Here is a 23615-nt window from a genome sequence, read left to right as displayed (position 1 = left end):
TCGGAATCTTGCAAATCGTCGGGCCATGCCCGAGTCTGCGGACGCGGCTGCAGGGACGGCCGGAGGGCGCGGCATTCCACGTCCTTGCACCGGAAACACGCACAGGCGAGGTCGGGGAATGGATGACGTGGTCGGGTTGTTGGTGCTGGTGGGGCTGGCCGTGCTGGCGATGCCGGTGCTGCTCATCGTCGCGCTGGTGGCGGTCAGCGGGCTGAGGCGCCGCGTGGCGATGCTCGAGGATCAGGTGACCCAGTTGCGCAGTGCGCGCGCGACCGAACCTGCACCCGCCCCCGTGCGCGCCGCTGCGCCCGCACCCACGGTGCAGGCTGCGGTAGCGGAGGAAGGTCCCACGCTGGCGGACCTGATGCGCGAACCCGCGCCACCCCGTCCGGCGCCCACCGCCGCAACGCCGCCGTCGCGCCCGGCCGGGCCACCGCCCATTCCGCCGTCGCCACGCCCCGAGGCCTATCAGCAGCCTGCGCCGTCGCCGCGTCCGACCGCACCGTCGCGCCCCGACTTCGCGACGAAAGCCGTGCGCGCAGTGCAACGCTGGTTCACCGTCGGCAACGTGCCGGTGAAGATCGGTGTGCTGGTGCTGTTCGCCGGCGTGGCGGCATTGTTGAAATACGGCGCCGACCAGGGCTGGTTCACCCTCCCGCCCGAGCTTCGCCTGGCCGGGATCGCGGCGGCCGCACTCGGCGCGCTGGCGTTCGCGTGGCGCAAGCGCGAGAGCAATCGCACGTTCGCGCTCAGCCTGCAGGGCGGCGCCATCGGCGTGCTGCTGCTGGTGGTGTTTGCGGCGTTCAAGATCTTCGGCCTGATGCCTGCCGGTGCCGCGTTCGCGCTGAGCATCGTGCTGGTGGCCGGCGCGGGCATGCTCGCGGTCCTGCAGGACGCGAAGTCGCTCGCCGTCTTCGCGCTGCTGGCGGGCTTCCTCGCGCCGATCTGGCTGTCGACGGGAAGTGGCAACCACGTCGCGCTGTTCTCGTACTACGCGGTGCTCAATGCGGCCATCGTGGGGATTGCCTGGTACAAGTCGTGGCGCGTGCTCAACCTGCTCGGTTTCGTCTTCACCTTCGGCATCGGCACGGCGTGGGGCCTGTTCGACTATGCGCCGGAGAAGTACGCCACCACGCAGCCCTTCCTGGCGTTGTTCTTCGTCTTCTACCTGCTCATCCCGTTGCTGTTCGCGCGACGGCAGCCGGCGAGTCGGCGCGACTTCATCGACGGCTGCCTGGTGTTCGGCATGCCGCTGGTCGTGTTCTCGCTGCAGGCCGGCCTCATGCAAGGCGGCACGTTCGAGGACAGCCGGCTGCCGCTGGCGTTCTGTGCGCTGGGCCTGGGCGTGCTGTACGCGGGATTGTCGTGGCTGCTGCGTCGCCGCGAGAGCTACGACACGCTCGCGCACTCCTACGCGCTGCTGGCGGTCGGCTTCGCCACATTGGCGGTACCGCTGGCGTTGTCGGCGCAGGCCACAGCTTGCGTGTTCGCGCTCGAGGGCGCGGCGCTGGCGTGGCTGGGCCTGCGGCAGTCGCGGCTGTTGCCGCAACTGACCGGCGCGGGGCTGCAACTCGCGGCGGCGGTGGCGTTCTTCATCGCGAGCGCGGATGCGGCGTCCGGGTATGCGCCAACGGCCATGCCGATGTTCGCGAATGCCGCGTTCATGAGCGCGTTGCTGATCGCCGTTGCCGGTTTCGCCAGTGCATGGGCGTACCGCGGCCGCTTCGGTGGTGTGGCGCTGCTGTACTACCTCTGGGGCCTGGCCTGGTGGCTGGGCAACGGTGCGGTCGAGATCCTGACCCACCTCGGCCACCGCGACGAACCCGACGCGATGCTGGCCTTCGCCGCACTGACCGGTTGGCTGGCAGCGGAAGTGCACCGCCGACGTCCCGGCACCGCACTGGCGTGGACCACGCTGGCCGCGCTGGCCTCGGCCGTGCCGCTGGCCCTGTGGCAGTCCGGCGCGCACCAGCAGCCGTTCGCCGGTCACGGTGGCTGGGCGTGGCTGGCTTACGCGGTGCTCGGCGTGCGCAGCCTGATGTGCCTGCGCGACAGCGAACATCGCCTGGCCGGCGCTGCACAGTTCGTGTGGTGGCTGGTGTGGCCGCTGGTGGCCAGCCTGTTGCTGGCATGGCTGCCCGAACACGTGCAAGGCATGGGCGACGGCTGGCAGGCGGGCCTCATCGCGCTGCCATGGCTGGTCGTCGTGGCGCTCGCGCTGTTCCGCTGGCACTGGCTGGCCGCGCCGCTGGGCGGGCGCTTCGACGCCTGGCGTACGCCGTTGCTGGGCACGCTGTTCGCCGCGCTGGGCCTGTGGTGGATGGGGTCGCTGTTCGTGGCCGGTGGCGCCGCCCCGTTGCCGTGGATTCCCGTGCTGAATCCGATGGAGCTGGCGCAGCTCGCCACGCTGGTGCTGCTGCTGCGCTGGTGGATGCCGGAAGCACGCGTGCTGCCGCCGACGCAGATCGTCCTGTTGTCCACGCTGGCATTCGTCTGGATCACCTCCGTGGTGCTGCATGCCGTCCACCATTGGGGTGGGGTGCCTTGGAGCGACAGCTTGATCTCCGGCAGCCTGGCGCAGACCAGTCTGACGGTCACCTGGAGCGTGCTGGGCGTGCTGGGCTGGGTGATCGGTTCGCGTCGCGGCCAGCGCATGCTGTGGCTGGGCGGTGCGGTATTGATGGCCGTGGTGCTGGCGAAGCTGGTGTTCGTGGACCGCCAGCACCTGGGCAACCTGCTGGGCATCGGCTCATTCATGGCCTATGGCCTGCTGTGCACTGTGGTGGGTTATCTGGCGCCGGCGCCGCCGCGTCGATCGGGACAAGAGGAGGCCGCCGCATGAAGACGTTCCTGGTGATGCTGTTGCTGCTGCCGGCCACCGCGCTGGCGCAGACGCCCGCGTCCTACGCCAAGCGTTGGCCGCTGGTGCTGTCCGGCGAGCAGGCCGGCGCGTACCGGGTGGTGCTGGATCGCGAGGTCTACGCCATCACGGCATGGCCCGACCTGCGCGACGTGGACGTGCTGGATGCGAACGGCAAGCCGGTGGCAGCCGCGTTGTTCGGGCCCGAACAACCGACGGCGCTGCCCGCGCGACGCATCGTGGTGCCTTGGTTCGCGCTGCCGGCAACGCCACAGGACGCCGGCACCTCGTCGCGCGTGTCGGCGCAGTTCGGTGAGAACGGACGCATCGTCCGTATCGAGGCCGACAGCGCGGGCACGGGAACCACGGCGCCCGCGCGCGCCTTCCTGGTGGACCTGAGCGGGGTCCGCGACAGCATGGAAGCGCTGGAAATCACCTGGGATCCGGGCACCCCGCGCGAGGCGAGCTACCGCGTGGAAGGCAGCCAGGACCTGCAGGCATGGGAGGTGCTGCAGGCACGTGCGACGCTGGTCGAGCTGCAGCGCGGGCCACAGCGCCTGCTGCGTGACGAAGTGTCGATCAACGGCGGCTTCCGCTATGTCCGTTTCGTGCCGCTGGATGCATCGCCCGCGCTGCCCATCCGCCAGGTGCGCGTGCGTCTGGACGCCGAGCACCTGCAGCAGGCGGTGCAGTGGTCGGAACTCCAGGGGCGCAGGACATCCGAGCAGGGCGTGGAGAGCTACGTCTACCAGGGCGATGGACGTTACCCGATCGCGCTCGCCGACCTGGCGATGGACGACTACGCCGTGGGCGAATGGACGCTGGAGAGTCGCGACGCGACCGACGCACCCTGGCGCCTGCGTGCCGGCCCTTGGGTGGCCTATCGCGTGGGCGGCGACCGGCCCAGTGCATCGCCCGAACAACCCCTGGCCAGCGGCCCCGCGCGCGACCGCTATTGGCGCCTGCGCAGTCGCGGCGCGCTGCCGGAACAGGCGCCCACGCTGCGCCTGGGGTATCGCCCGGAAGTGATGGTCTTCCTTGCGCAGGGCACGCCGCCTTACGCGCTGGTGGCCGGAAGCGCAGCGGCGCGTCGCGCCACGGTGCCGATGCCGGAACTGCTCGATGCACTGCGTCGCGATCGCGGCGCCGAGTGGCAGCCTTCGCCCGCCTACCTCGCCACTTCCGCATCGCTGGCCGGCGATGCCGCGCTGGTGCCGCCGCCGACTCCGCGCGACTGGAAGGCCTGGTTGTTGTGGGCGCTGCTGGTGCTGGGCGCAGGGCTGGTGGCGGCATTCGCCTTCAGCCTGCTCCGCAACCGTCCACCCGCGTAGTCCAGGCGTTCGTTTGCGGCACGGGTGGGCAGGCGGGACAATGAGCATCTTCCCCGCTGCCCAGGACCCAAGATGCCCATCGTCCGCATGACCGACCTCGACCTCGCCGGCAAGCGCGTGCTGATCCGCCAGGATCTGAACGTGCCCATCGATGATGGCCGCATCACCTCCGAGCAGCGCATCACCGCCTCCCTGCCCACGCTGAAACTGGCGTTGCAGAAAGGCGCGGCGGTGATGGTCACCTCGCACCTGGGCCGACCGAAGGAAGGCGTGTGGAGCGAAGCCGACTCGCTGGCGCCGGTAGCCGCGCGCCTGTCCGAACTGCTCGGCGTTGACGTGCCGCTGGTGAAGGACTGGGTGGACGGCGTGGACGTGCGGCCGGGCCAGGTCGTCCTGCTCGAGAACTGCCGCATGAACATCGGCGAAGGCAAGGATGACGAAGCGCTGTCGAGAAAGTACGCGGCGCTGTGCGACGTGTTCGTGATGGATGCCTTCGGCACGGCGCACCGTGCGCAGGCGTCCACGCACGGCGTGATCCGTTTCGCTGCGGTGGCGGCCGGCGGCCCGCTGCTGATGGCCGAGCTGGATGCGCTCGACAAGGCGCTCGCCAACCCTGCGCGCCCGCTGCTGGCCATCGTCGCCGGCAGCAAGGTCTCCACCAAGCTGGAGCTGTTGACCAGCCTGGTCGGCAAGGTCGACCAGCTGATCGTCGGCGGCGGCATCGCCAACACCTTCATCGCCGCGGAAGGCCATGCCGTGGGCAAGTCGCTGTACGAGGCCGACCTGATCGACACCGCCAGGAAGATCGATGCCGACGCGAAGGCGCGTGGCGCCGAGATCCCGCTGCCGACCGACGTGGTGGTCGCCACGGCGTTCGCCGCCGATGCGCCGGCGACGGTGAAGGCCGTCGACGCGGTCGCGGCCGACGAGTTGATCCTCGACATCGGTCCGCAGACCGCGCAGCGCTATGCCGGACTGATCAAGTCGGCCGGCACGGTGGTGTGGAACGGGCCCGTGGGCGTGTTCGAGTTCGACGCCTTCGGCAAGGGCACCGAGACGCTGGCGCGTGCGATCGCGCAATCCGATGCATTTTCCATCGCCGGTGGCGGTGACACACTCGCGGCAGTGGACAAGTACGGCATCGTCGGTGACGTCAGCTACATCTCCACCGGCGGCGGCGCATTCCTGGAGTTCCTGGAAGGCAAGACGCTGCCCGCCGTCGCAGCGCTGGAGGCACGCGGTCAGTGAGTCGTGCCGCGCTGTTCTTCGATCTCGACGGTACGCTGATCGATTCGGCCGTCGGGATCACGCGCTGCATCGTGCATGCACTGACGCAGCTGGAGCACCCGATACCGACGGAAGCCGAGCTGCGCGGCTGGATCGGCCCGTCGCTGCGGACCAGTTTCATGCCGCTGCTGGGCGACCCGGCGAAGGTCGAAGCGGCGGTCGAACTGTATCTCGAGCGCTTCGAGTCGCACGGGTGGCTGGAGCACCAGGTCTACGTCGGTATCGGCGAGGCGATCGAACGGTTGCGTGCCGACGGTCACCGGCTGGCGGTAGTCACCGCGAAGAACGAGCCGCATGCGCGCAAGATCCTCGCGCACCTGCCGTTCGGCCAGCATTTCGAGGACATCATCGGCGCCACTGCTGATGGCCGGTTGAGCCACAAGAAGGACCTGATTGGCGAAGCATTGCGACGCCTGTCGCTGGCACCGGGGGCGTGCTGGATGATCGGGGATCGTCACATGGACATCGATGGTGCGCGCCATCACGGCATGCGCAGTGTCGGCGTGTTGTGGGGATTCGGTGGCGAACAGGAGCTGCGTGAGGCCGGCGCCAGCCACCTCGCGGGCGCGCCCGACCAATTGCGGCCACTGTTCGCCTGAGCCGGAACGCGTGCGGTCAAACGCGCGTTTCATCGCTCGGTTTTTTGCGCACTCGGGTGTGCGTGCGCAGCATGCGGCTTGCACGCAGAGACCAAAAAAATACCAGTCGCGCGTGTGCGCGGATCACCAGGAAAGTGCTTTGAAACAGCACTTTCCTCGCGCCACACCCTGTGCGCGGAGGGCTGTCCCGGGACAGCGGCATGACGTGGGGAATGTCAGTCGTTCCGAAGAAGTTTCGCTGTGGTAGCGTTTGCGCGATCACAGGGAATCCGCACCATGACCGAACGCCAGCGCCGCACCAAGATCCTCGCCACCCTCGGACCGGCGACGGACCCGCCCGGCGTGCTCGAGGAATTGTTCCGTGCCGGCGTCAACGTGGTGCGCCTGAACTTCTCCCACGGTGATCCGTCGGGCCAGGCCAAGCGCGCCGCAGCGGTGCGTCTGGCGGCACAGCGCGTGGGCGCGGAGGTCGGCATCCTCGCCGACCTGCCAGGACCGAAGATCCGTGTCGAACGGTTCGCCGAAGGCAAGGTGGTGCTGAAGACCGGCGACCGCTTCGACCTGGTGGCCAGTGTCGACGCGCCCCCGGGCGATGCCTCGCAGGTGGGCGTCAGCTACCTCGGCCTGCCGGGCGACGTGGAAGCCGGTGATGTCCTGCTGCTGGACGACGGCCTGATGCAGTTGCAGGTGGTGAAGGTCGATGGCGAGCGCATCGTCTGTACCGTGCTCAACGACGGCGTGCTGTCCGACCGCAAGGGCTTGAACAAGCAGGGCGGCGGCCTGTCGCTGGGCGCGCTGACCGAGCGCGACCGCGAGCTGATCGCCTACGTGGCCGAGAACATCGGCGTGGACTTCATCGCCGTGTCGTTCTGCCGCAATGCCGACGACATGAACGAGGCGCGCCGCATCGCGCGGGAGCATGGTTGCGATGCGGCCTTGGTCTCCAAGATCGAACGCACCGAGGCGATCGAGAACCTGGCCGAGATCGTCGACGCCAGCGACGTGGTGATGGTGGCGCGCGGCGACCTGGGCGTGGAGATCGGCGATGCCGAGCTGCCCGGCCTGCAGAAGAAGATCATCCGGGAGTCGCTGGCGCGCAACAAGGTGGTGATCACCGCCACCCAGATGCTGCAGTCGATGGTGGACAGCCCGATCCCCACGCGCGCCGAAGTGCTGGACGTGGCGAACGCCGTCATCGACGGCACCGACGCGGTGATGCTGTCGGCGGAAACCGCCGCGGGCAGCTATCCCGTGCGTGCGGTGGAGGCGATGGCACGCATCTGCCTCGGCGCCGAGAAGCAGTTCGAGATGGACACGGATTTCGAGAAGGCGCCGCGCAACTTGGAGCGCGCCGACCAGGCGATCGCGATGGCGACGATGTTCCTCTCCGAGCACATCGGCGTGCGCGCGATCGTGGCGATGACCGAATCCGGCGGTACCGCGCGCTTCCTGTCGCGCTTCCGTTCCAATGCGCCGATCTACGCGTTCTCGCGCCACGACGGCGCACGCCGCAAGATGGCGATGATCCGCGACGTGTTCCCCATCGCCTTCGACAGCCGTGGGCTTGCGCCCCGTGAGGCCGCTCGCGATGCGATGCGCGTGCTGCACGACCGAGAGCTGCTGGCCGAGGGCGACCGCGTGATCTTCACCAGCGGCGACCACATGGAGAAGCACGGCGCCACCAATACCCTTCGCCTGCTGCAGATGGGCGAGCGCGGCAAGGCCGAGGGGCTGGGCGAGCTGTAACCGCTTTCCCGGGATTCCCGCCGCGTCCGGATCCGGGCGCGTTGCGGCGCGTCCGTCGTCATGGTTGCCCGCTGCCGGCGCGGTGCGGGCTACAATTGGTATCTTTCCCGCCGCTTCCCCAGGAACCCCATGAGCATCGAACAGCTTGCCGAAACCGCCCAGGCCATGGTGGCCGCGGGCAAGGGCATCATCGCGATCGACGAGTCCACCACCACCATCGCCAAGCGGTTCGAGGGCGTGGGCATCGAGAACACGGAAGAGAACCGTCGCGCCTACCGCGAGCTGTTGCTCACCACGCCGAAGCTGTCGGACTACATCTCCGGCGCGATCCTGTTCGACGAGACCCTGCGCCAGTCCACCAAGGACGGCGTGCCGTTCGCCAAGTACATGAGCGACAACGGGATCATTCCCGGCATCAAGGTCGACAAGGGCACGCATGCCCTGGCCGGCTGCCCGGGCGAAGTGGTCACCGAAGGCCTGGACGGCCTGCGTGACCGCCTGAAGGAGTACTACAAGCTCGGCGCGCGCTTCGCCAAGTGGCGCGCGGTGATCACCATCGGCGAAGACATCCCGTCCGGCACCTGCATCGAGGCCAACGCGCATGCGCTGGCCCGCTATGCGGCGCTCTGTCAGGAATGCGGCCTGGTGCCGATGGTGGAACCCGAAGTGCTGATGGACGGCGACCACAACATCGAGGTCTGCTACGAAGTGACCGAAGCCGTGCTGCGCTCGCTGTTCGGTGCGCTGTACGAGCAGAACGTGCTGCTGGAAGGCACCATCCTGAAGGCCTCGATGGTCATCGCCGGCAAGGACTGCGAAGAGCAGGCCGACGTCGACGAAGTGGCCGAGTCGACCGTCATGTGCCTGAAGAGCACCGTGCCGGCGATCCTGCCGGGCGTGGTGTTCCTTTCCGGCGGCCAGACCGACGAGCAGTCGACCGCCCACCTCAACGCCATGAACCAGCTGGGCAACCTGCCGTGGCCGCTGAGCTTCTCCTATGGCCGCGCCATGCAGCAGGCCGCGCTGAAGCTGTGGTCGCAGGACCTGAAGGGCAACTTCGCCAAGGCGCAGGCCGTGGTCTATGAGCGCGCCAAGGAGAATGGCCTGGCCGCGCTGGGCAAGTGGGAAGGGTAAGCGCCCGCGCCACCGTGCAGTGATCGCGACGCCGGCCTTGTGCCGGCGTCGTCGTTTCTGGAGGTCGCGATCCGGAATTCGGGGGGCAGGGCGTCCATTTCCCCGACCGTCATTCCCGCGCGGGCGGGAAACCGGCGCCTTCGGCTTCGGGGCATGAAAGGCGCGGGAACGAGGACCCCTCTGTCGCTTGGCCCGGGCATCCATCCCGTCAAGGAGTGAGGGGGATGGTCTCGTCATGCGGGGAGCGAGCGGTTCGTTCCTGAAACACTGGCCCGTGACGAAAGCGCGGCTGAACGAAATTCTCTGCCTTGAACATTACTGCTTAAGCATCTATATCATAGGCACCCATGAGCACTGTAAACGCCAAGAGCACCATCGGTTACCTCATCGCGGACCTCAGCCGGCTGTTCGGTCGCGTGTTCGACCGGCGCGCCGCGCACCTGGGCCTGACCCGCGTGCAGTGGCGCGCGCTCAAACGGATCCACCAGAGCGAAGGCATCACCCAGTCAGAGCTGGCCGACCTGCTCGACATGGAGCCGATCGCCGTCGGACGCGTGCTGGATCGCCTGCAGAAGGCCGGCTTCATCGAACGCCGCAGTGACCCGGACGACCGCCGCGTATGGCGCCTGCACCTGTTGCCGCAATCCGACGCGGTGATGCACGACATCGAAGCCGTCGCTGTCTCCGTACGCGAGGACTGCCTGGCCGGCGTCGGTGCCGACGAATTGGCGACGACCCTGAAGGTGCTCGGCCAGATCCGCGAAAACCTTTCCCAGCTCGACCGCGCCAGCCGCGGCGAATCCTCCCTCCGCAAGAGCTGACCCCCACCATGACCAGCAAGATCAACCAGGCCGGCGAAAACGCGGCCACCCCCTCCGCTCCCAAGCGTCGCCGCGTGCCCGTGTGGCTGTGGGTGGCCGGCCCGCTGGCCGTCGCCGGCTTCTTCGGCTGGGAGTACCTCGCCTCGCAGCGCGAAGTGAGTACCGACAACGCCTACATCAAGGCCGAGCGCATCCTGATCGCGCCGCAGGTCGGCGGCCGCGTGGTCGAAGTCGCCGTGCAGCAGAACCAGCCGGTGAAGAAGGGCGACCTGCTGTTCCGCATCGATGCCGATCCGCTGACGATCGCGGTCGCGCAGAACGAAGCGCTGGTCGCGCGCATGGCCAATTCGGCCAGCGCCAGCCGCGCCAAGGTCGTCGGCACCGGCACCTCGATCCAGGCCGCGCGCGAGACGCTGGCGTGGGCGCAGCGCGATTTCCAGCGCATGCAGCAGCTCGCCGGCCAGCAACTGGTTTCGCGCAAGATGCTGGACGACGCGCGCCACGCCGTGGCCGAAGCGCGCACCGACCTGGGCGATGCCATCGCCACGCAATCCGAAGCCACCGCTTCGCTGAGCGGCAGCCCGGGTACGCCTACGCAGGACCTGCCCGAGTATCGCGCCGCGATGGCGATGCTGGCCAAAGCCAGGCTGGACCTGGCGCACGCCGAAGTGCGCGCGCCCGCGGACGGCATCGTCGGCCTGCACGACCTTCAGGTGGGCGAGTACATCAACGTCGGCCAGTCGGCGATGCCGCTGGTCGCCACCTCGCCGATCTGGGTGGAAGCCAACTTCAAGGAAACCGAGCTGACGAAGATGCAGGTCGGCCAGCCGGCGACCATCGAGGTCGACTCGTATCCCGGCGTGAAGTGGAAGGCACACGTCGCTTCCATCGCACCCGCCTCCGGCGCCGAGTTCAGCGTGCTGCCGCCGCAGAACGCGACCGGCAACTGGGTGAAGATCGTGCAGCGTATTCCCGTGCGTCTCGAGATCGACAGTGCTGCCGCCGACGCGCCGCAGCTGCGCGCCGGCATGAGCGCCGACGTGCATGTCGAACTGCGCGAGGGCGGTACCGCCTCCAGCCGCGCCACCGCCGCGCGCTGAGTTCCTTTCCATGTCATCCCGGGCGTGCGCGGACGCGGGCGAGGGCACTGTGGTGGGGCCCGGCCCCGCTGACGCCGCGCCCCGGGTGACCTCTGGATCGTCGCGCACCGCGTGCGTCGATCCCCTCCGGATTTTTCCATGAGCACGACTGCCGTCCCCCTTGCAGCCACGCACGACGACACTGGCAAGCGCACGCTGCTGGTCGGCTCGGTGATGCTGGCCACGCTGATGCAGGCGCTGGACACCACCATCGCCAACGTCGCGCTGCCCGACATGCAGGGCTCGCTGTCGGCCACCCAGGACCAGGTATCGTGGGTGCTGACCAGCTATATCGTCGCCGCCGCCATCCTGACCCCGGTGACCGGTTGGCTGGCGGGCCGACTGGGGCGCCGCCGCCTGCTGATCATCGCGGTCAGCGGCTTCACCGTCGCCTCGCTGCTGTGCGGCATCGCCAACGGCATCGGCGAGATGGTGATGTTCCGCATCCTGCAGGGCGTGTTCGGCGCCTCGCTGGTGCCGATTTCGCAGTCGCTGCTGCTGGATGCCTTCCCGAAGGAAAAACACGGCGCCGCGATGGCGATGTGGGGCATGGGCATCATGGTCGGGCCCATCCTGGGGCCGCCGCTGGGTGGTTTCCTGACCCAGAACTACAGCTGGCACTGGGTGTTCCTGATCAATCTGCCGATCGGCATCCTGGCGCTGGTCGGCATCATGGCCAGCGTCAAGAAGGACGCGGTGCAGGAGCGCAAGCTCGACGGCATCGGTCTCGGCTTGCTGGCGCTGGGCATTGGCGCGCTGCAGCTGTTCCTCGATCGCGGGCAGAGCGAGGACTGGTTCGGCAGTGTCGAGATCCAGATCGAAGCCGCGCTCGCCTTCCTCGCGCTGTACATGTACGGCCTGTGGTGGTGGCGCAAGCGCGAGCACGCACTGCTCGATCTTGGCCTGTTGAAGAATGCGAATTTCGCGGTCGGCTGCGCGCTGATCTTCGTCGTCGGCATCGTGCTGTTCGCCACGCTGGCGCTGTTGCCGCCGTACCTGAGCACGCTGATGAACTATCCGGTGCTGACCATCGGCCTGGTGCTGGCGCCGCGCGGCGTGGGCACGATGTTCAGCATGATGGTCGTCGGCCGCCTGCTGGGCCGCATCGACGCACGCTGGCCGATCCTGGTCGGCATGGCGCTGATGGTCGTTTCGCTGCATGGCATGACGCAGTTCGGTCCGAACGCGTCGATGCAGTCCATCGTCTGGCTGGGCGTGGTGCAGGGCATGGGGCTGGGTCTGGTATTCGTGCCCATTTCGACGGTTGCCTACGCGACGCTGGAGCCGCACCAGCGTACCGAAGCCGCCGGCCTCTTCAGCCTGGTGCGCAACATCGGCTCGTCGGTCGGCATCTCGGTGGTGATGACGATGCTGTCGCGCGCGATGCAGGTGAACCATGCCGAGATCGGCGCGCGCATTCCCGCGTTTGGCGCGGAGACCACGCTGCTGCCCGCGGCGATGGATCCGTCCACGGCCACCGGTCTGGCGATGCTCAATGCCGAGGTCAACCGGCAGGCAGCGGCCATCGGCTATCTCAACGACTTCAAGCTGATGATGCTGCTCACCCTGGTGTCGATGCCGCTGGTGCTGCTGATGCGCGGCGGCAAGGCGCCGTCGGGGGGTGCCGGTGCGGATGCCGCTGCGGCGCATTGAGTGCCGGAGAGCGGTAGCGATGCCTGCGTTTACACTGCCCGCATGAAGATCGAAGGCCTGCACCACGTCGCGATCATCGCGTCCGACTACGCGCGCTCGAAGCGCTTCTATACCGGTGCGCTCGGACTGCGCGTGGTCGCCGAGCACTACCGCGCAGAACGCGATTCCTGGAAGCTCGACCTCGCGCTGCCCGATGGCGCGCAGGTCGAGCTGTTCTCCTTTCCCTCGCCGCCGCCGCGTGTGTCGCGACCGGAGGCGTGCGGACTGCGCCACTTGGCGCTGCGCGTCGCGGACCTCGATGTCGCCGTCGCCCATCTTTACGCGCATGGCGTGGAATGCGAGCCGGTCCGCGTGGACGAGTACACGGGTCGTCGCTTCACCTTCTTCGCCGATCCGGACGACCTGCCGCTGGAGCTGTACGAGCAGTGAGGTGCTCACTGCAGGAGCGACGTGAGTCGCGACCGCACGCCATCCATGTTGGGATCTCGCAGACAGCGCATCATCTTGCCGCGCCCGGCTTGACCAGAGGCCAATATGGCGGACGACAGGCGGTCGCGACTCACGTCGCGCCTACAGGACCCCGTACAAACGTGGATTCGCCCGCGTCGGCCTGCTAACGTGCGTGCCGTTCACTCGGGGGATGTCGGATGTTCTGCAGACAATGCGGCCAGCAGCTGGTCGACGAGGCCGTCGCGTGCCCGCAATGTGGCGTGGCGACGGGATACTTCCAGCAGGCCGTGGCGCAGGGCAAAAGCCGTACCAATTTCATCCTGTTCGGTGCGCTGCTGGGATTGATCGGTGTGCCGGGGGTGCACAACTTCTATGCCGGCTACAACCAGAGGGGATTGATCCAGCTGCTGGTCAGCGTGCTCTCGTGCTGGCTGCTCTGGCTGCCGATGTACATCTGGACGATCGTGGAGATCTGTACCGTCACCGTCGACAGCGACGGCAAGCCGATGTATTGAGGCGTCACGTCGATGAGGGCAATGCCATGAAGCCAACCATCCCGTGCATGACCGGCCTGCTGCTGGCGATCGCCTCCGGCGCACACGCCGGAGAACTGGAGTGGCTGGCGGGCCACTGGTGCGGCCAGCATGGCAAGACATTCAGCGAGGAAACCTGGATGGCGCCGCGCGGCGGCCTTCTGGTCGGCATGCACCGTGACTCGCGCGATGGCAAGGCGACAGGCTTCGAGTTCATGCGCATCGCGCAGCAGGACGGGCGCTGGGTGTTGCTGGCGCAGCCGGGCGGTGGAGCGGTCACCGCGTTCCCGGCGGCCAGCGTGGAGAAGGATCGCGTCGTGTTCGCCAATCCTTCGCACGACTTTCCGCGTCGCGTGATCTACCAGCGACGGGACGTCGACACGCTGCATGCCCGCGTCGACGACGGCCGCGATGACGGCAAGGCGCTGGAATGGACGTGGCGGCGCGAATGCGACGCGCCGCCGTCCGGCTGATCCGTCACGGCAGCGCGGCGTCGCCCAGCGAGGCCAGCCAGTCGTCGTCCGAACCCTCGTTGACGCCTTCGAACAGCGGCGTGGAGAAGTAGCGCTCGCCGGTGTCCGGGAGCATCGCCAGCAGTACGTCGCCGGGCTTGGCCTTCTGCGCAACCTGCAGCGCGGCAGCGACCGTGGCGCCGCCGGAGATGCCGACGAAGATGCCTTCCTCGGCCGCGAGGCGGCGCGCGGTGGCGATGGCCTCCACGTCGGTGACCGGCAGGATCTCGTCGGCCACCTCGCGGTTCAGCACGTCCGGCACGAAGTCCGGGGTCCAGCCCTGGATCTTGTGCGGCTGCCATTCCTTGCCCTGCAACAACGAGGCGCCCGCCGGTTCGGAGGCGGTGATGCGCACTTCCGGACGCGCAACCTTGAGCACTTCGCCCACGCCCGTCAGCGTGCCGCCGGTACCCCAGCCGGTGACGAAGTGATCGAGTCGCTGGCCTGCGAAATCGCGCAGGATTTCCGCCGCCGTGGTCTGCCGGTGGTAGGCGGGATTGGCGGGATTGGCGAACTGGCGGGCGAGGAACCAGCCGTGCTGCTTCGCCAGTTCTTCGGCGCGGCGCACCATGCCGCTGCCACGCTCGGCGGCCGGTGTCAGGATCACCTTGGCGCCGTACGCGCGCATCAGCTTGCGGCGCTCGATCGAGAAGGTCTCGACCATCGTGGCCACGAATTTGTAGCCGCGCGCGGCGGCGACCATGGCGAGTGCGACGCCGGTGTTGCCGGAGGTCGCTTCGACGATGGTGTCGCCGGGTTTCAGCAGTCCCTTGGCCTCCGCATCGAGGATGATCGCCAGCGCCAGGCGGTCCTTCACCGACCCGCCCGGGTTGAACGATTCGACCTTGGCGTAGAGCGTGACGTGCTCGGGTGCGATGCGGTGCAGCTTGACGACCGGGGTGCGGCCGATGGTGTCGAGGATGCTGTCGTAAACGGCCATGGGGTCTCCGTAGGTAAGCGGTGGATCAGGCGGCCTGCAGTGTGGGCGCCGGGAGGTTGCGGGAATGTGTGGGCGCGCCTGCACCGAGCGGCGGCGCGCCGAACCAGTGCAGCGCGTCTGCCAGCGCGGCCACCTCGCCGAGGACCAGCAGGGCAGGTGAACGTACCTGATGGAAACGCGCGGTTTCCGGAAGATCGGCCAGGGTGCCATTCAGCACGCGTTGCTCGCGGCGCGTGCCGTTTTCGATCAGAGCGAAGGGCGTGGACGCTGCTCGGCCGTGCTGCACCAACCGGTCGCGCAGGCCTTCGAGCCCCGCCACGCCCATGTAGACCGCCAGTGTCTGCCGCTCCTGCGCCAGCGCCTGCCAGTCCAGCGTGTCGAACGACTCCTTGCAGTGCGCCGTCACCAGCTTCACCGACTGCGCGTGGTCGCGATGGGTCAGTGGGATGCCGGCGTACGCGGCGCACGCAACGGCGGCGGTGATGCCGGGCACCACCTCATAGGGAATGTCGTGCGCGCGCAGGAATTCCAGTTCTTCGCCGCCCCGGCCGAACACGAACGGGTCGCCACCTTTCAGTCGCACCACGCGCTTGCCGGCGCGCGCGTGCTCCAGCATCAGCGCATGGATCTCCTCCTGGCGGGTGCTGTGGCCAGTGGCCGACTTGCCTACTTCAATGTAGGCCGCATCGCGGCGGCCGAGGCGCAGCACGTCGTCGCTGACCAGGCGGTCGTGCAGGATGACGTCGGCCTCGTTCATGGCGCGCAAGGCGTTGAGCGTCAGCAGGCCGGCATCGCCGGGGCCGGCGCCAACCACCGCGACGGAACCGGCGTGCGTGGCAGCGGTGCGCTCATCCAGCATGGCCTGGAAATGCTGTTCGGCCTGCGTGTGCAACTGCTGGCGGAACAGGCGGGGCAAGGGGCCTGCCAGCAGCTTCTCGAAGAAGCGGCGGCGTTCGCCAGGCTGCGGGAAGCGCTGGCGGATGCGCAGGCGCTGCCGGGTGAACAGGTCGGCCAGCGAGGCCCAGGAATCATCCAGCAGGGTTTCGAGCTGGCGACGCAGGTGGCGGGCCAGCATCGGTGCGCCGCCGCCGCTGGAGATGGCGATCTGCAGCGGGCCGCGTTCGACGATGGCGGGCACCTGGAAGCTGGAGAGTTCGCCATCGTCCACGACATTGGCGAACACGTGGCGCGCTTCGGCGGCGGCGGCGACCGCGCGGTTGACCGACGCATCGTCGGTCGCCGCGACCACCAGCCATGCCCCCGACAGCCAGTGGGCATCGAAACGCCCGGCAATCCAGTCGATGCGTCCTTCCTCGTGCCACGTGCGCAGCCTGGGCGTGAGCTCCGGCGCGCCGACGCGCGGATGGGCGCCGGCATGCAGCAGCGCGGCTGTCTTCCTTTCCGCGACCGGGCCGCCCCCCACGACGAGTACCCGGCGGCCTTGCAGGTCGGCGAACAGGGGGAACAACGGAGCACTCACGGGCATGGAGAGGGTTGCGGCTGGGTTGCTGACCGTACTGCCGCCTCATGGCGGTCGGAAATGACATCCCACGAGAACCATATATCCTGCGGTTATAAGGCCGGCCGGCTACGGTCCGGACAAATCCTCTACAGTCCAAGGCCCCCTCCCGGTGGGCCGATGCGCGCCCCACGCCGATGACGCTGACCCAACTTCGCTATCTGGTGGCCATCGCCGATGCCGACCTGAACATCACGCTGGCGGCGGCGCGAGTGCATGCCACCCAGCCCGGCCTGTCCAAGCAGCTCAAGCAACTGGAAGACGAGCTGGGCTTCCTGCTGTTCGTGCGCAAGGGCAGGAGCCTGGAAGCCGTGACGCCTGCCGGCAACGAAGTGATCGAGCGCGCGCGGCTGGTGCTGGCCGAGGCCAACAACATCCGCACCTACGCCGCCAACCAGCGCCGCGAGAGCCAGGGCCAGCTGGTGCTGGTGACCACGCATACGCAGGCGCGCTTCGTGCTGCCGCCGGCCATCGCGCAGATCAAGCGGGATTTCCCGCAGGTGAGCGTGCATCTGCAGCAGGCGCCGGAAAGCCAGGCGCTGGACCTGCTGACCCAGGGCGATGCCGACATGGCCGTGGTCAGTACCGCCGGCGATCAGCCACAGGCGGGCATCGCCGTGCCGCTGTACCGCTGGCGCCGGCTGGTGCTGGTGCCACGCGGCCACGCGCTGGAAGAGCTCGGTCGCGTGCCGGGGATGGCCGATCTCGCCGGGCAGCCCCTCATCAGCTACGAATCCTCCACCCGGCCGGGGTCATCGCTGCAACGCGCGTTCGCCAAGGTGGGGCTGGAGCCGAACATCGCCCTGACCGCGCTCGATGCCGATCTGATCAAGACCTACGTCCGCGCCGGCCTCGGCGTGGGTCTGCTGGCCGAGATGGCGGTGAATGCCACTGACACCGATCTGCGCGCATGGCCGGCACCGGCGGAGGTCAAGGAATGCATCACGTGGGCGGTGCTGCCGCGTGAGCGCGTGCTGCGCGATTACGCGTTGGACCTGGTGCGCGCGCTGGCACCGCAGATCGACCGCCGCGACCTGCGCCGGGTGATCGACGGCAACCAGGATCCGGATTGGCCCGAGCCCCCAACGTGGGCAGCGCTCACCCAGACGATCACCAGTTGAATCGTCCCCCGATCACGTGATTGACGGCATCCCCCGACCTGCGCGAGCCTGAAGTCTCGTCGACACGGTCGGATACCGCGATGAACCGCATATCGAAGATGGTGCTGCGCATGTACGTGCCGGCGGTCGTCATCACCCTCGGCGGGCTGGCGACGGCCGAAGCCGTCACCCGCACCGAGCGCGTGCTGGTGGGTATTCCGCCGCAACGACTGGCGTCGTTGTCGTTCCTGCTCGCCATCCTGTTGGGCACCGCGTGGGCGCTGCATTCCAGTTGGCGGCTGTACCGCTGGGCGCGGGGCCGCGAGCTGCGCTGCGCCTGCGGCGGCATGATGTCGCGCGTGCGCTACAACCGGCAGCGACAGAAGTACCGCAAATGCCTGGCTTGTGGTGGCAAGTCGCTGGAGGGCGCGCATTGCGCTGGCGGCTGACGGGCGGCGCGCACGCATGAGGTGGCGGTTCGACGCGGTTTCCGCCGCCTGGGCGCTGGCATTGCTGGTATTGCTCGTGTTGCTGGCGACCGTCGGCGCGGGGCTCGGCTGGACAAGGAGCTTCGTGGGCGACGTGCTCGCAGTGCTCTGGGTGCATTGCCTGCTCGCCACCGTTGCCTGGATGCGTCCGCCGGTGCGGCCTTTGCTGGCGCTCGCCGTGGGGCTCGCGATCGAGGCCGCGCAGTACGTCAGCCAGCAGACGGGCTGGCAGGTGTCCTCACCCGTGCTGCGCGTCGTGCTGGGCAGCACGCCGGATGCGCTGGACGTGTTGGCCTACCTGATCGGCTTCCTGCTGGCGCTCCTGCTGGAGCGCCGTCATCTCGGCGCCCCGGCGGCATGAGGCGCACATGGGTTCCCGTCTACGAGGGGCAACTCTCCCCGACCTGCTGTTGCGCCACGCATTCCCGGTAGCGGGTGGGCAGTCCGCGTATCTCATGGGTCTTGCCGGGCGCCAGCGCGAAGTTCTCCAGCGTCGTGCGCGTGCAGGGCGCAGGGCTTTTGCCCGGTGCGGGCGCAGGGCAGTGTTCGGTGTAAACGAGGTAATGGCACTGGCCGCTCTCGCTGGCGAAGCACTCGAACCTCGCCACGCCCTCCCGCACCGTGGTCTTGCTGAAGAGCGTGTCCACGCCGTTGGCGCTGCTGTGGTGGATGGTGGTGACGCTGGGCTTCTCGTTGCATCCTGCCAGGGCCATCAGGCAGGACAGCAGGGATGTGACGATGCGCATGGCGTTTCCTCTGGTGTTTCGATGGGCAAAGGCAAGCCATCCACGACGCAGGCGCGCCGTGCCGGTGATGCCACGTTGGATGCCGCGCGGGGCGGCCGGGTTTAGAACGGCGACTACATGTTGCGGAACAGGCTCATGAAGGGCTGGCTGACGGTCAGGGTTTCCGGACGCGTCTTCAACTTCAGCCGGCCACGGCCTGCGTCATCGCGGCTGACCGAGGCGACGGCCTTCATGTTGACGATGGTGGAGCGGTGGATCTGTTTGAAGGTGTTGGCATCCAGCGAATCGAGCAGCTCGCGCAGTGGGGTGCGCAGCAGCGATTCGCCTTCGGCGGTCATCACGGTGGTGTACTTGTTGTCGGCCTGGAAGTAGGCCACGTCGTCCACCATGATCAGCCGGGTGTCCTTGCCCGCGCTGGCGGTGATCCACACCAGCGGCGGCTTCGACGACGTTACTTCTCGTGCCGACAGGTGGCGCAGAAGCGCTTCCAGCGTTGCGCCGTCGGGATGGCCCGCCGCGGCGCGTGCCTGGATGCGCTGCACGGTGGCCAGCAACCGCTCGCGCGTGATCGGCTTGAGCAGGTAGTCGATGGCGCCCTGCTCGAACGCATCGATGGCGTACTGGTCGTAGGCGGTGACGAATACCACCTGCGTGCGTGGACTCGCATCGGCCAGGCCGCGAGCGACCTCGATGCCGGTCAGGCCGGGCATGCGGATATCGAGGAACGCCACGTCGGGCTGCAACTCGGCGATGGATTCCAGCGCGCTGGCGCCATCCTCGCACTCGGCCACGATGTCGAGCTGCGGCCAGGCTTCCTTCAACAGCGAGGACAGCGCGGTGCGCAGCAGCTCCTCGTCTTCGGCGATCACGCCCCGGAAGTTCATGCGGCACCTGCCTTGCCGGTCAGCGGCAGCGTCAGCGTGGCGGCTACGCCGCTGGGGAAATTGGACACGATGGCGAACGAAGCCTCGCTGCCGAAGGTCAGGCGCAAGCGTTCACGCAGGTTCTTCAGGCCGATGCCGGTGCCGGTGCTCTGGCCACCGAAGCCCTGGCCGTCGTCGGCGACGGTGAGCGTGGCGTGGTCGTCGTGTTTGCGGGCGAGGATCCAGATGGTGCCGCCGCCGGTCTTGGGCTCCAGGCCGTGTTTGATGGCGTTCTCCACCAGTGTCTGCAGCATCATCGACGGCATAGGCACCGGCTTCAGTGCGTCCGGTACTTCGACCTGCACGTTGAGGCGGGTGCCCATGCGGATCTTCAGGATCTCCAGGTAGGCCTGGGTGCGCTCCAGTTCCTCGCCCAAGGTGGACAGCGCCTCGTCGGTGCGCGGCAGCGAGCTGCGCAGGTAGTGGATCAGGTGGCCGAGCATGATGTCGGCACGCGGTGGATCGGTGCGGGTCAGCACCTGCGCGCTCGCGAGCGTGTTGTAGAGGAAGTGCGGTTCCACCTGCGCGTTGAGCAGGTTCAGGCGCGCCACGGTCAGTTCCTTCTCGCTGACGGTCTTCTCGACGTCGGCCTGTTCCTGCCGGCGCTGGTCGGCGACGCGGCGGGTGATGGCGCGGGTGACGGCTTCAGCGTTCTCCACGTTCACGCCGTCGTCCAGCACGAACAGGTCGAGCCAGGCGCTGGCATCCGGGCCCAGCATCAGGGTGATGCTGCTGGTGCCATTGCCGGGGGTGACGGTGGCCTGCACCAAGTCACGCTTCACCGCGAAGCGGGCCATGATGTTGAAGCGTGAGGGCTGGCTGGGACCGTCGAAACTGTCCACCCGACGCACCTTGACCCGTACCTGCAGACTGTCGGGGGCGCTCTCCGCCTCCTCCGCGCGCGGCAGTTCGCGCAGCGCGCCTTCGATCAGGGCGAAGGCGGCGGCCGTATCCAGCGGCACTTCGATCTGCCGGCGCTGGCGGCTCGACAGTGTGGTGCTGTCCAGCCGTCCCGTGATCAGCCAGATCCGGCGCAGATGGCTGATCAGGCCGATCAGCACCGACAGCATCACCAGGGTCGAGGCGAGGTTGAAGAGCCATTCGGCCGCACCCGACAGCATGGTCCGTTCGAAGATGCCGTTCCAGATGAAGCCCGCCATGAGCACTGCGCCGAACCAGGCGACGAGGATGCGGACGATCAGGAGCAGGCTTGGGAACACGTGGGACACCGCGGCTTCGGGAGTGCCGTGGAGGATAGCCTGCCCGTCCCGGGAGGGAAGAGGGTGCGCGACGGACCCCGCGATGCGGCGACGAAACCGGGCTGGCCCGACGCGAATGCCTCAGACTGCCGGGGCTGCCATCAGACGTCGATGTGGATGCCGCACTCGCGCTTGAGGCCGTTGAAGCGGGTGTCTTCCTCGCGCATGCCTGGCTCCCAGCGGCGCGTGGTGTGGAAGTCGCCGATCGACACGTAGCCCTGCTCCCACAGCGGGTGGTACGGCAGGCCGTGCTGCTTCATGTACTGCCAGACGTCGCGGTCGGTCCAGTCGACGATGGGGTTGAGCTTCCAGCGGTCCTCGCGTTGTTGCAGCACTGGTGCGCTGGCCCGGCTGGTGGCCTGGCTGCGGCGCAGGCCGGTGAACCAGGTGCCCACGCCCAGTTCCTTCAGGGCGCGCTTCATCGGTTCGACCTTGCGCAGGCTGTTGTACTGCTCGATGCCGACCAGGCCCTGTTCCCACAGGCGGCCATGGCGCGCTTCCATCCATGCGCGGCTGACCAGCGGGCGGAACACCTGCAGGTTGAGCTGCAGGCGTTCGGTCAGTTCGTCGGCGAAGCGATAGGTCTCGGGGAACAGGTAGCCGGTGTCGATCAGCACCACCGGGATGTCGGCCTTCTGCTGCGTGACCATATGCAACAGCACGGCCGCCTGCGCACCGAAGCTCGACGACATCGCCGCTTCCGCCGGGCCATGCTCCAGCGCCCACGCGATGCGCTGCTCGGCGGTCTGCGTCTCCAGCCACGCGTTGTGCTCGGCGATCTGGTCCGTGTCCAGGGAAAGGGCGAGGGCGCTCATGCGTGCAGTTCCAGTGCGATCTGTCGGTGGGTGGGGTAGGCGGGCAGGGCGACCACGCCGCTGCGGTGAAGGAAGTCGCCGAAGCCTTCGCCGTCGTCGCGTTCGCCGGCGTAGCGCGCGAACAGGCCGTCGAGCGTGTCGAGGATGGCGGCCTCGTCGATGTTCTCGCGGTACAGCGTGTTGAGCCGCTGGCCACGGGCGTCGCCGCCGAGCATCAGGTTGTAGCGCCCCGGCGCCTTGCCGACCAGCGCGATCTCGGCCAGGTAGGGACGCGAGCAGCCATTCGGGCAACCGGAGATGCGCAGCACGATCGGCGCCTTGCGCAGGCCGTGCTTGTCGAGCAGGGGCTGCAGCCGGTCGGTGAACCCGGGCAGGTAGCGTTCGGCCTCGGCCATCGCCAGGCCGCAGGTGGGCAGTGCCACGCAGGCCACCGCCGCGCGCTGCAGGGCGGTGCCCAGGCGTTCACCGGCATCCAGACCGTGCGTCTTCACCAGCGCGTCGATGCGCTCGCGTTCGCCCGCCGGCACGCCGGCGATGACGAGGTTCTGGTTCGCGGTCATGCGGAACTCGCCACGGTGTACGTTGGCGATCTCGCGCAGGCCGGTGAGATGCGTCGTGGTCCCGGCGTCGGCGATCCGGCCGGCGTACAGGTGCAGGGTCAGGTGCCAGCGGCCGTCTTCGCCCTCGACCCAGCCGTAGCGGTCGCCGTTGTGGTCGAAGCGGAAGGCACGCACGGGCTGCAGGGCCACGCCGCTGCGGCGTTCGATTTCGCCGACCACCTTCTCCAAGCCATGGTCGTCGATGGTGTACTTGAAGCGCGCACGCTTGCGCAGCTCGCGGTTGCCGAGGTCGCGCTGGGTGGTGACGACGGCCGTGGCGACCTCGAGCAGCTGGTCGGGCGTGATGAAACCGACCACGTTGCCGACGCGCGGATAGGTCTCCGCATCGCCATGGGTCGCGCCCATGCCGCCGCCGATCACCAGGTTGAAGCCGGCCAGGGCGCCGTCTTCGAGGATGGCGATGAAACCGAGGTCGTTCGCGAACACATCCACGTCGTTGACCGGCGGCACCGCGAAGCCGATCTTGAACTTGCGCGGCAGGTAGGTGGCGCCATAGATGGGCTCTTCTTCCTCGCCGCTGCCGGCCACGCGCTCCTCGTCCAGCCAGATCTCGTAGTAGGCACGGGTGTTGGGCAGCAGGTGTTCGGACAGCTTTGCCGCCCAGGCCTGCACCTCGGCGTGCGCGCGCGACTCCAGCGGATTGGCGGCGACCAGCACGTTGCGGTTGACGTCGCCGCAGGCGGCCAGCGTGTCGATCAGTGCGGCGTTGATGGCCTGCATCGTCGCCTTCAGTTCGCGCTTGATGACGCCGTGGAACTGGAAGGCCTGGCGCGTGGTGATGCGCAGTGAATGGTTGGCGTACTGTGTGGCGATGGCGTCCAGCTTCAGCCACTGCTCCGGCGTGACCACGCCGCCGGGCGTGCGCGTACGGATCATGAACTGGAACGCGGGTTCAAGCTTCTGGCGGCGGCGTTCGTCGCGCAGGTCGCGATCGTCCTGCTGGTAACTGCCGTGGTACTTGATCAGGGTCTGGTCCGACTCGCGCAGCGCGCCGGTGACCGGATCGGCCAGGCTCTCGAGCAGGCTGCCGCGCAGGCGGTTGCTCTCGGATTTGATGTCTTCGACGGAGTGGGTGCTCATCGGTGTTCCACTGTAGGAGCGACGTAAGTCGCGACCGGAAGGTTGCAGGTCGCGACTTAC

General features: G+C 68.2%; 22 protein-coding genes. 15 read left to right on the top strand and 7 right to left on the bottom strand.

Annotation, left to right across the window (positions count from 1 at the left end; genetic code table 11):
• Positions 1–127 precede the first annotated feature (127 nt).
• The 12 genes from WBN46_RS11190 to WBN46_RS11135 all read left to right on the top strand — a co-directional run bounded on the left by WBN46_RS11190 (position 128) and on the right by WBN46_RS11135 (position 14026).
• The gene (locus tag WBN46_RS11190; protein WP_337731918.1) at positions 128–2842 is read left to right on the top strand and encodes a DUF2339 domain-containing protein; all 2715 of its coding nucleotides are present in this window, start codon (positions 128–130) and stop codon (positions 2840–2842) included.
• Complete coding sequence (locus WBN46_RS11185; protein ID WP_337731568.1) at positions 2839–4191, top strand: DUF3999 domain-containing protein; 1353 nt, start codon at positions 2839–2841, stop codon at positions 4189–4191. Before WBN46_RS11190 ends, WBN46_RS11185 begins: the two co-directional genes overlap by 4 nt.
• A gap of 72 nt (positions 4192–4263) precedes the next feature.
• Positions 4264–5439, top strand: a complete 1176-nt coding sequence (locus WBN46_RS11180; protein ID WP_337731567.1) for a phosphoglycerate kinase — start codon at positions 4264–4266, stop codon at positions 5437–5439.
• Positions 5436–6077, top strand: a complete 642-nt coding sequence (locus tag WBN46_RS11175) for an HAD hydrolase-like protein (protein ID WP_337731566.1) — start codon at positions 5436–5438, stop codon at positions 6075–6077. Before WBN46_RS11180 ends, WBN46_RS11175 begins: the two co-directional genes overlap by 4 nt.
• A 276-nt stretch (positions 6078–6353) precedes the next feature.
• Positions 6354–7823, top strand: coding sequence for a pyruvate kinase (pyk, locus tag WBN46_RS11170; RefSeq protein ID WP_192202087.1), 1470 nt, complete (start codon positions 6354–6356; stop codon positions 7821–7823).
• Positions 7824–7952: 129 nt separating this feature from the next.
• Entirely contained in the window at positions 7953–8957 is a 1005-nt protein-coding gene (locus tag WBN46_RS11165; RefSeq protein ID WP_192202085.1) for a class I fructose-bisphosphate aldolase, read from the top strand.
• A 347-nt stretch (positions 8958–9304) separates the two neighbouring features.
• Positions 9305–9778, top strand: a complete 474-nt coding sequence (locus WBN46_RS11160; protein ID WP_337731565.1) for a MarR family transcriptional regulator — start codon at positions 9305–9307, stop codon at positions 9776–9778.
• Between the two features lie 8 nt (positions 9779–9786).
• On the top strand, positions 9787–10878 hold the full coding sequence (locus WBN46_RS11155; protein ID WP_337731564.1) for an HlyD family secretion protein: 1092 nt from the start codon (positions 9787–9789) through the stop codon (positions 10876–10878).
• 138 nt (positions 10879–11016) lie between these two features.
• Positions 11017–12570, top strand: coding sequence for an MDR family MFS transporter (locus WBN46_RS11150; RefSeq protein WP_337731563.1), 1554 nt, complete (start codon positions 11017–11019; stop codon positions 12568–12570).
• Positions 12571–12612: 42 nt separating this feature from the next.
• Entirely contained in the window at positions 12613–12999 is a 387-nt protein-coding gene (locus WBN46_RS11145; RefSeq protein WP_337731562.1) for a VOC family protein, read from the top strand.
• A gap of 218 nt (positions 13000–13217) precedes the next feature.
• Entirely contained in the window at positions 13218–13535 is a 318-nt protein-coding gene (locus WBN46_RS11140) for an NINE protein (protein ID WP_192202081.1), read from the top strand.
• Between the two features lie 26 nt (positions 13536–13561).
• Complete coding sequence (locus WBN46_RS11135) at positions 13562–14026, top strand: DUF6265 family protein (RefSeq protein WP_337731561.1); 465 nt, start codon at positions 13562–13564, stop codon at positions 14024–14026.
• 4 nt (positions 14027–14030) lie between these two features.
• Here the strand turns inward: WBN46_RS11135 and cysK are convergent, their stop codons facing one another.
• The gene (gene cysK, locus WBN46_RS11130; RefSeq protein ID WP_337731560.1) at positions 14031–15005 is read right to left on the bottom strand and encodes a cysteine synthase A; all 975 of its coding nucleotides are present in this window, start codon (positions 15003–15005) and stop codon (positions 14031–14033) included.
• Positions 15006–15030: 25 nt separating this feature from the next.
• Positions 15031–16491, bottom strand: coding sequence for a siroheme synthase CysG (gene cysG / locus WBN46_RS11125; protein ID WP_337731559.1), 1461 nt, complete (start codon positions 16489–16491; stop codon positions 15031–15033).
• A gap of 170 nt (positions 16492–16661) precedes the next feature.
• On the opposite strand from cysG, the gene WBN46_RS11120 reads away from it, so the two are divergent.
• From WBN46_RS11120 to WBN46_RS11110, 3 genes are all read left to right on the top strand, one after another.
• Positions 16662–17645 (top strand): LysR family transcriptional regulator, encoded by a 984-nt coding sequence (locus WBN46_RS11120; RefSeq protein ID WP_192202077.1) that lies wholly within the window; start codon positions 16662–16664, stop codon positions 17643–17645.
• 80 nt (positions 17646–17725) lie between these two features.
• The gene (locus WBN46_RS11115) at positions 17726–18073 is read left to right on the top strand and encodes a hypothetical protein (RefSeq protein WP_337731558.1); all 348 of its coding nucleotides are present in this window, start codon (positions 17726–17728) and stop codon (positions 18071–18073) included.
• A gap of 16 nt (positions 18074–18089) precedes the next feature.
• Positions 18090–18473: a DUF2809 domain-containing protein gene (locus tag WBN46_RS11110; protein WP_337731557.1), complete on the top strand. Its 384-nt coding sequence runs from the start codon at positions 18090–18092 to the stop codon at positions 18471–18473.
• Positions 18474–18492: 19 nt separating this feature from the next.
• Here WBN46_RS11110 and WBN46_RS11105 read toward each other — a convergent pair whose 3' ends face one another.
• The 5 genes from WBN46_RS11105 to cysI form a co-directional block, all read right to left on the bottom strand.
• Entirely contained in the window at positions 18493–18858 is a 366-nt protein-coding gene (locus WBN46_RS11105) for a hypothetical protein (protein WP_337731556.1), read from the bottom strand.
• Between the two features lie 113 nt (positions 18859–18971).
• On the bottom strand, positions 18972–19742 hold the full coding sequence (locus WBN46_RS11100) for a LytTR family DNA-binding domain-containing protein (RefSeq protein WP_277727251.1): 771 nt from the start codon (positions 19740–19742) through the stop codon (positions 18972–18974).
• Positions 19739–21001, bottom strand: coding sequence for a histidine kinase (locus WBN46_RS11095; RefSeq protein WP_337731555.1), 1263 nt, complete (start codon positions 20999–21001; stop codon positions 19739–19741). The genes WBN46_RS11100 and WBN46_RS11095 overlap by 4 nt, the downstream gene beginning before the upstream one ends.
• A 140-nt stretch (positions 21002–21141) precedes the next feature.
• Entirely contained in the window at positions 21142–21855 is a 714-nt protein-coding gene (locus WBN46_RS11090) for a phosphoadenylyl-sulfate reductase (RefSeq protein ID WP_337731554.1), read from the bottom strand.
• Positions 21852–23555: an assimilatory sulfite reductase (NADPH) hemoprotein subunit gene (gene cysI, locus WBN46_RS11085; protein ID WP_337731553.1), complete on the bottom strand. Its 1704-nt coding sequence runs from the start codon at positions 23553–23555 to the stop codon at positions 21852–21854. Before cysI ends, WBN46_RS11090 begins: the two co-directional genes overlap by 4 nt.
• Positions 23556–23615 lie beyond the last annotated feature (60 nt).

Origin of the sequence: Pseudoxanthomonas sp. CCNWLW251 (assembly GCF_037402255.1) — a bacterium.
Taxonomy (GTDB): Bacteria; Pseudomonadota; Gammaproteobacteria; order Xanthomonadales; family Xanthomonadaceae; genus Pseudoxanthomonas_A.
This window is presented reverse-complemented; position numbering and strand designations above follow the sequence as displayed.

Bases quoted from the DNA above. Each gene is read 5' to 3' on its own strand.
- pyk (WP_192202087.1), top strand. From the start codon at position 6,354: ATGACCGAACGCCAGCGCCGCACCAAGATCCTCGCCACCCTCGGACCG.
- cysI (WP_337731553.1), bottom strand. From the start codon at position 23,555: ATGAGCACCCACTCCGTCGAAGACATCAAATCCGAGAGCAACCGCCTG.
- WBN46_RS11150 (WP_337731563.1), top strand. From the start codon at position 11,017: ATGAGCACGACTGCCGTCCCCCTTGCAGCCACGCACGACGACACTGGC.
- WBN46_RS11165 (WP_192202085.1), top strand. From the start codon at position 7,953: ATGAGCATCGAACAGCTTGCCGAAACCGCCCAGGCCATGGTGGCCGCG.
- cysK (WP_337731560.1), bottom strand. From the start codon at position 15,005: ATGGCCGTTTACGACAGCATCCTCGACACCATCGGCCGCACCCCGGTC.
- WBN46_RS11100 (WP_277727251.1), bottom strand. From the start codon at position 19,742: ATGAACTTCCGGGGCGTGATCGCCGAAGACGAGGAGCTGCTGCGCACC.
- WBN46_RS11140 (WP_192202081.1), top strand. From the start codon at position 13,218: ATGTTCTGCAGACAATGCGGCCAGCAGCTGGTCGACGAGGCCGTCGCG.
- WBN46_RS11135 (WP_337731561.1), top strand. From the start codon at position 13,562: ATGAAGCCAACCATCCCGTGCATGACCGGCCTGCTGCTGGCGATCGCC.
- WBN46_RS11155 (WP_337731564.1), top strand. From the start codon at position 9,787: ATGACCAGCAAGATCAACCAGGCCGGCGAAAACGCGGCCACCCCCTCC.
- WBN46_RS11105 (WP_337731556.1), bottom strand. From the start codon at position 18,858: ATGCGCATCGTCACATCCCTGCTGTCCTGCCTGATGGCCCTGGCAGGA.
- WBN46_RS11115 (WP_337731558.1), top strand. From the start codon at position 17,726: ATGAACCGCATATCGAAGATGGTGCTGCGCATGTACGTGCCGGCGGTC.
- cysG (WP_337731559.1), bottom strand. From the start codon at position 16,491: ATGCCCGTGAGTGCTCCGTTGTTCCCCCTGTTCGCCGACCTGCAAGGC.
- WBN46_RS11145 (WP_337731562.1), top strand. From the start codon at position 12,613: ATGAAGATCGAAGGCCTGCACCACGTCGCGATCATCGCGTCCGACTAC.
- WBN46_RS11185 (WP_337731568.1), top strand. From the start codon at position 2,839: ATGAAGACGTTCCTGGTGATGCTGTTGCTGCTGCCGGCCACCGCGCTG.
- WBN46_RS11090 (WP_337731554.1), bottom strand. From the start codon at position 21,855: ATGAGCGCCCTCGCCCTTTCCCTGGACACGGACCAGATCGCCGAGCAC.
- WBN46_RS11160 (WP_337731565.1), top strand. From the start codon at position 9,305: ATGAGCACTGTAAACGCCAAGAGCACCATCGGTTACCTCATCGCGGAC.
- WBN46_RS11180 (WP_337731567.1), top strand. From the start codon at position 4,264: ATGCCCATCGTCCGCATGACCGACCTCGACCTCGCCGGCAAGCGCGTG.
- WBN46_RS11110 (WP_337731557.1), top strand. From the start codon at position 18,090: ATGAGGTGGCGGTTCGACGCGGTTTCCGCCGCCTGGGCGCTGGCATTG.
- WBN46_RS11120 (WP_192202077.1), top strand. From the start codon at position 16,662: ATGACGCTGACCCAACTTCGCTATCTGGTGGCCATCGCCGATGCCGAC.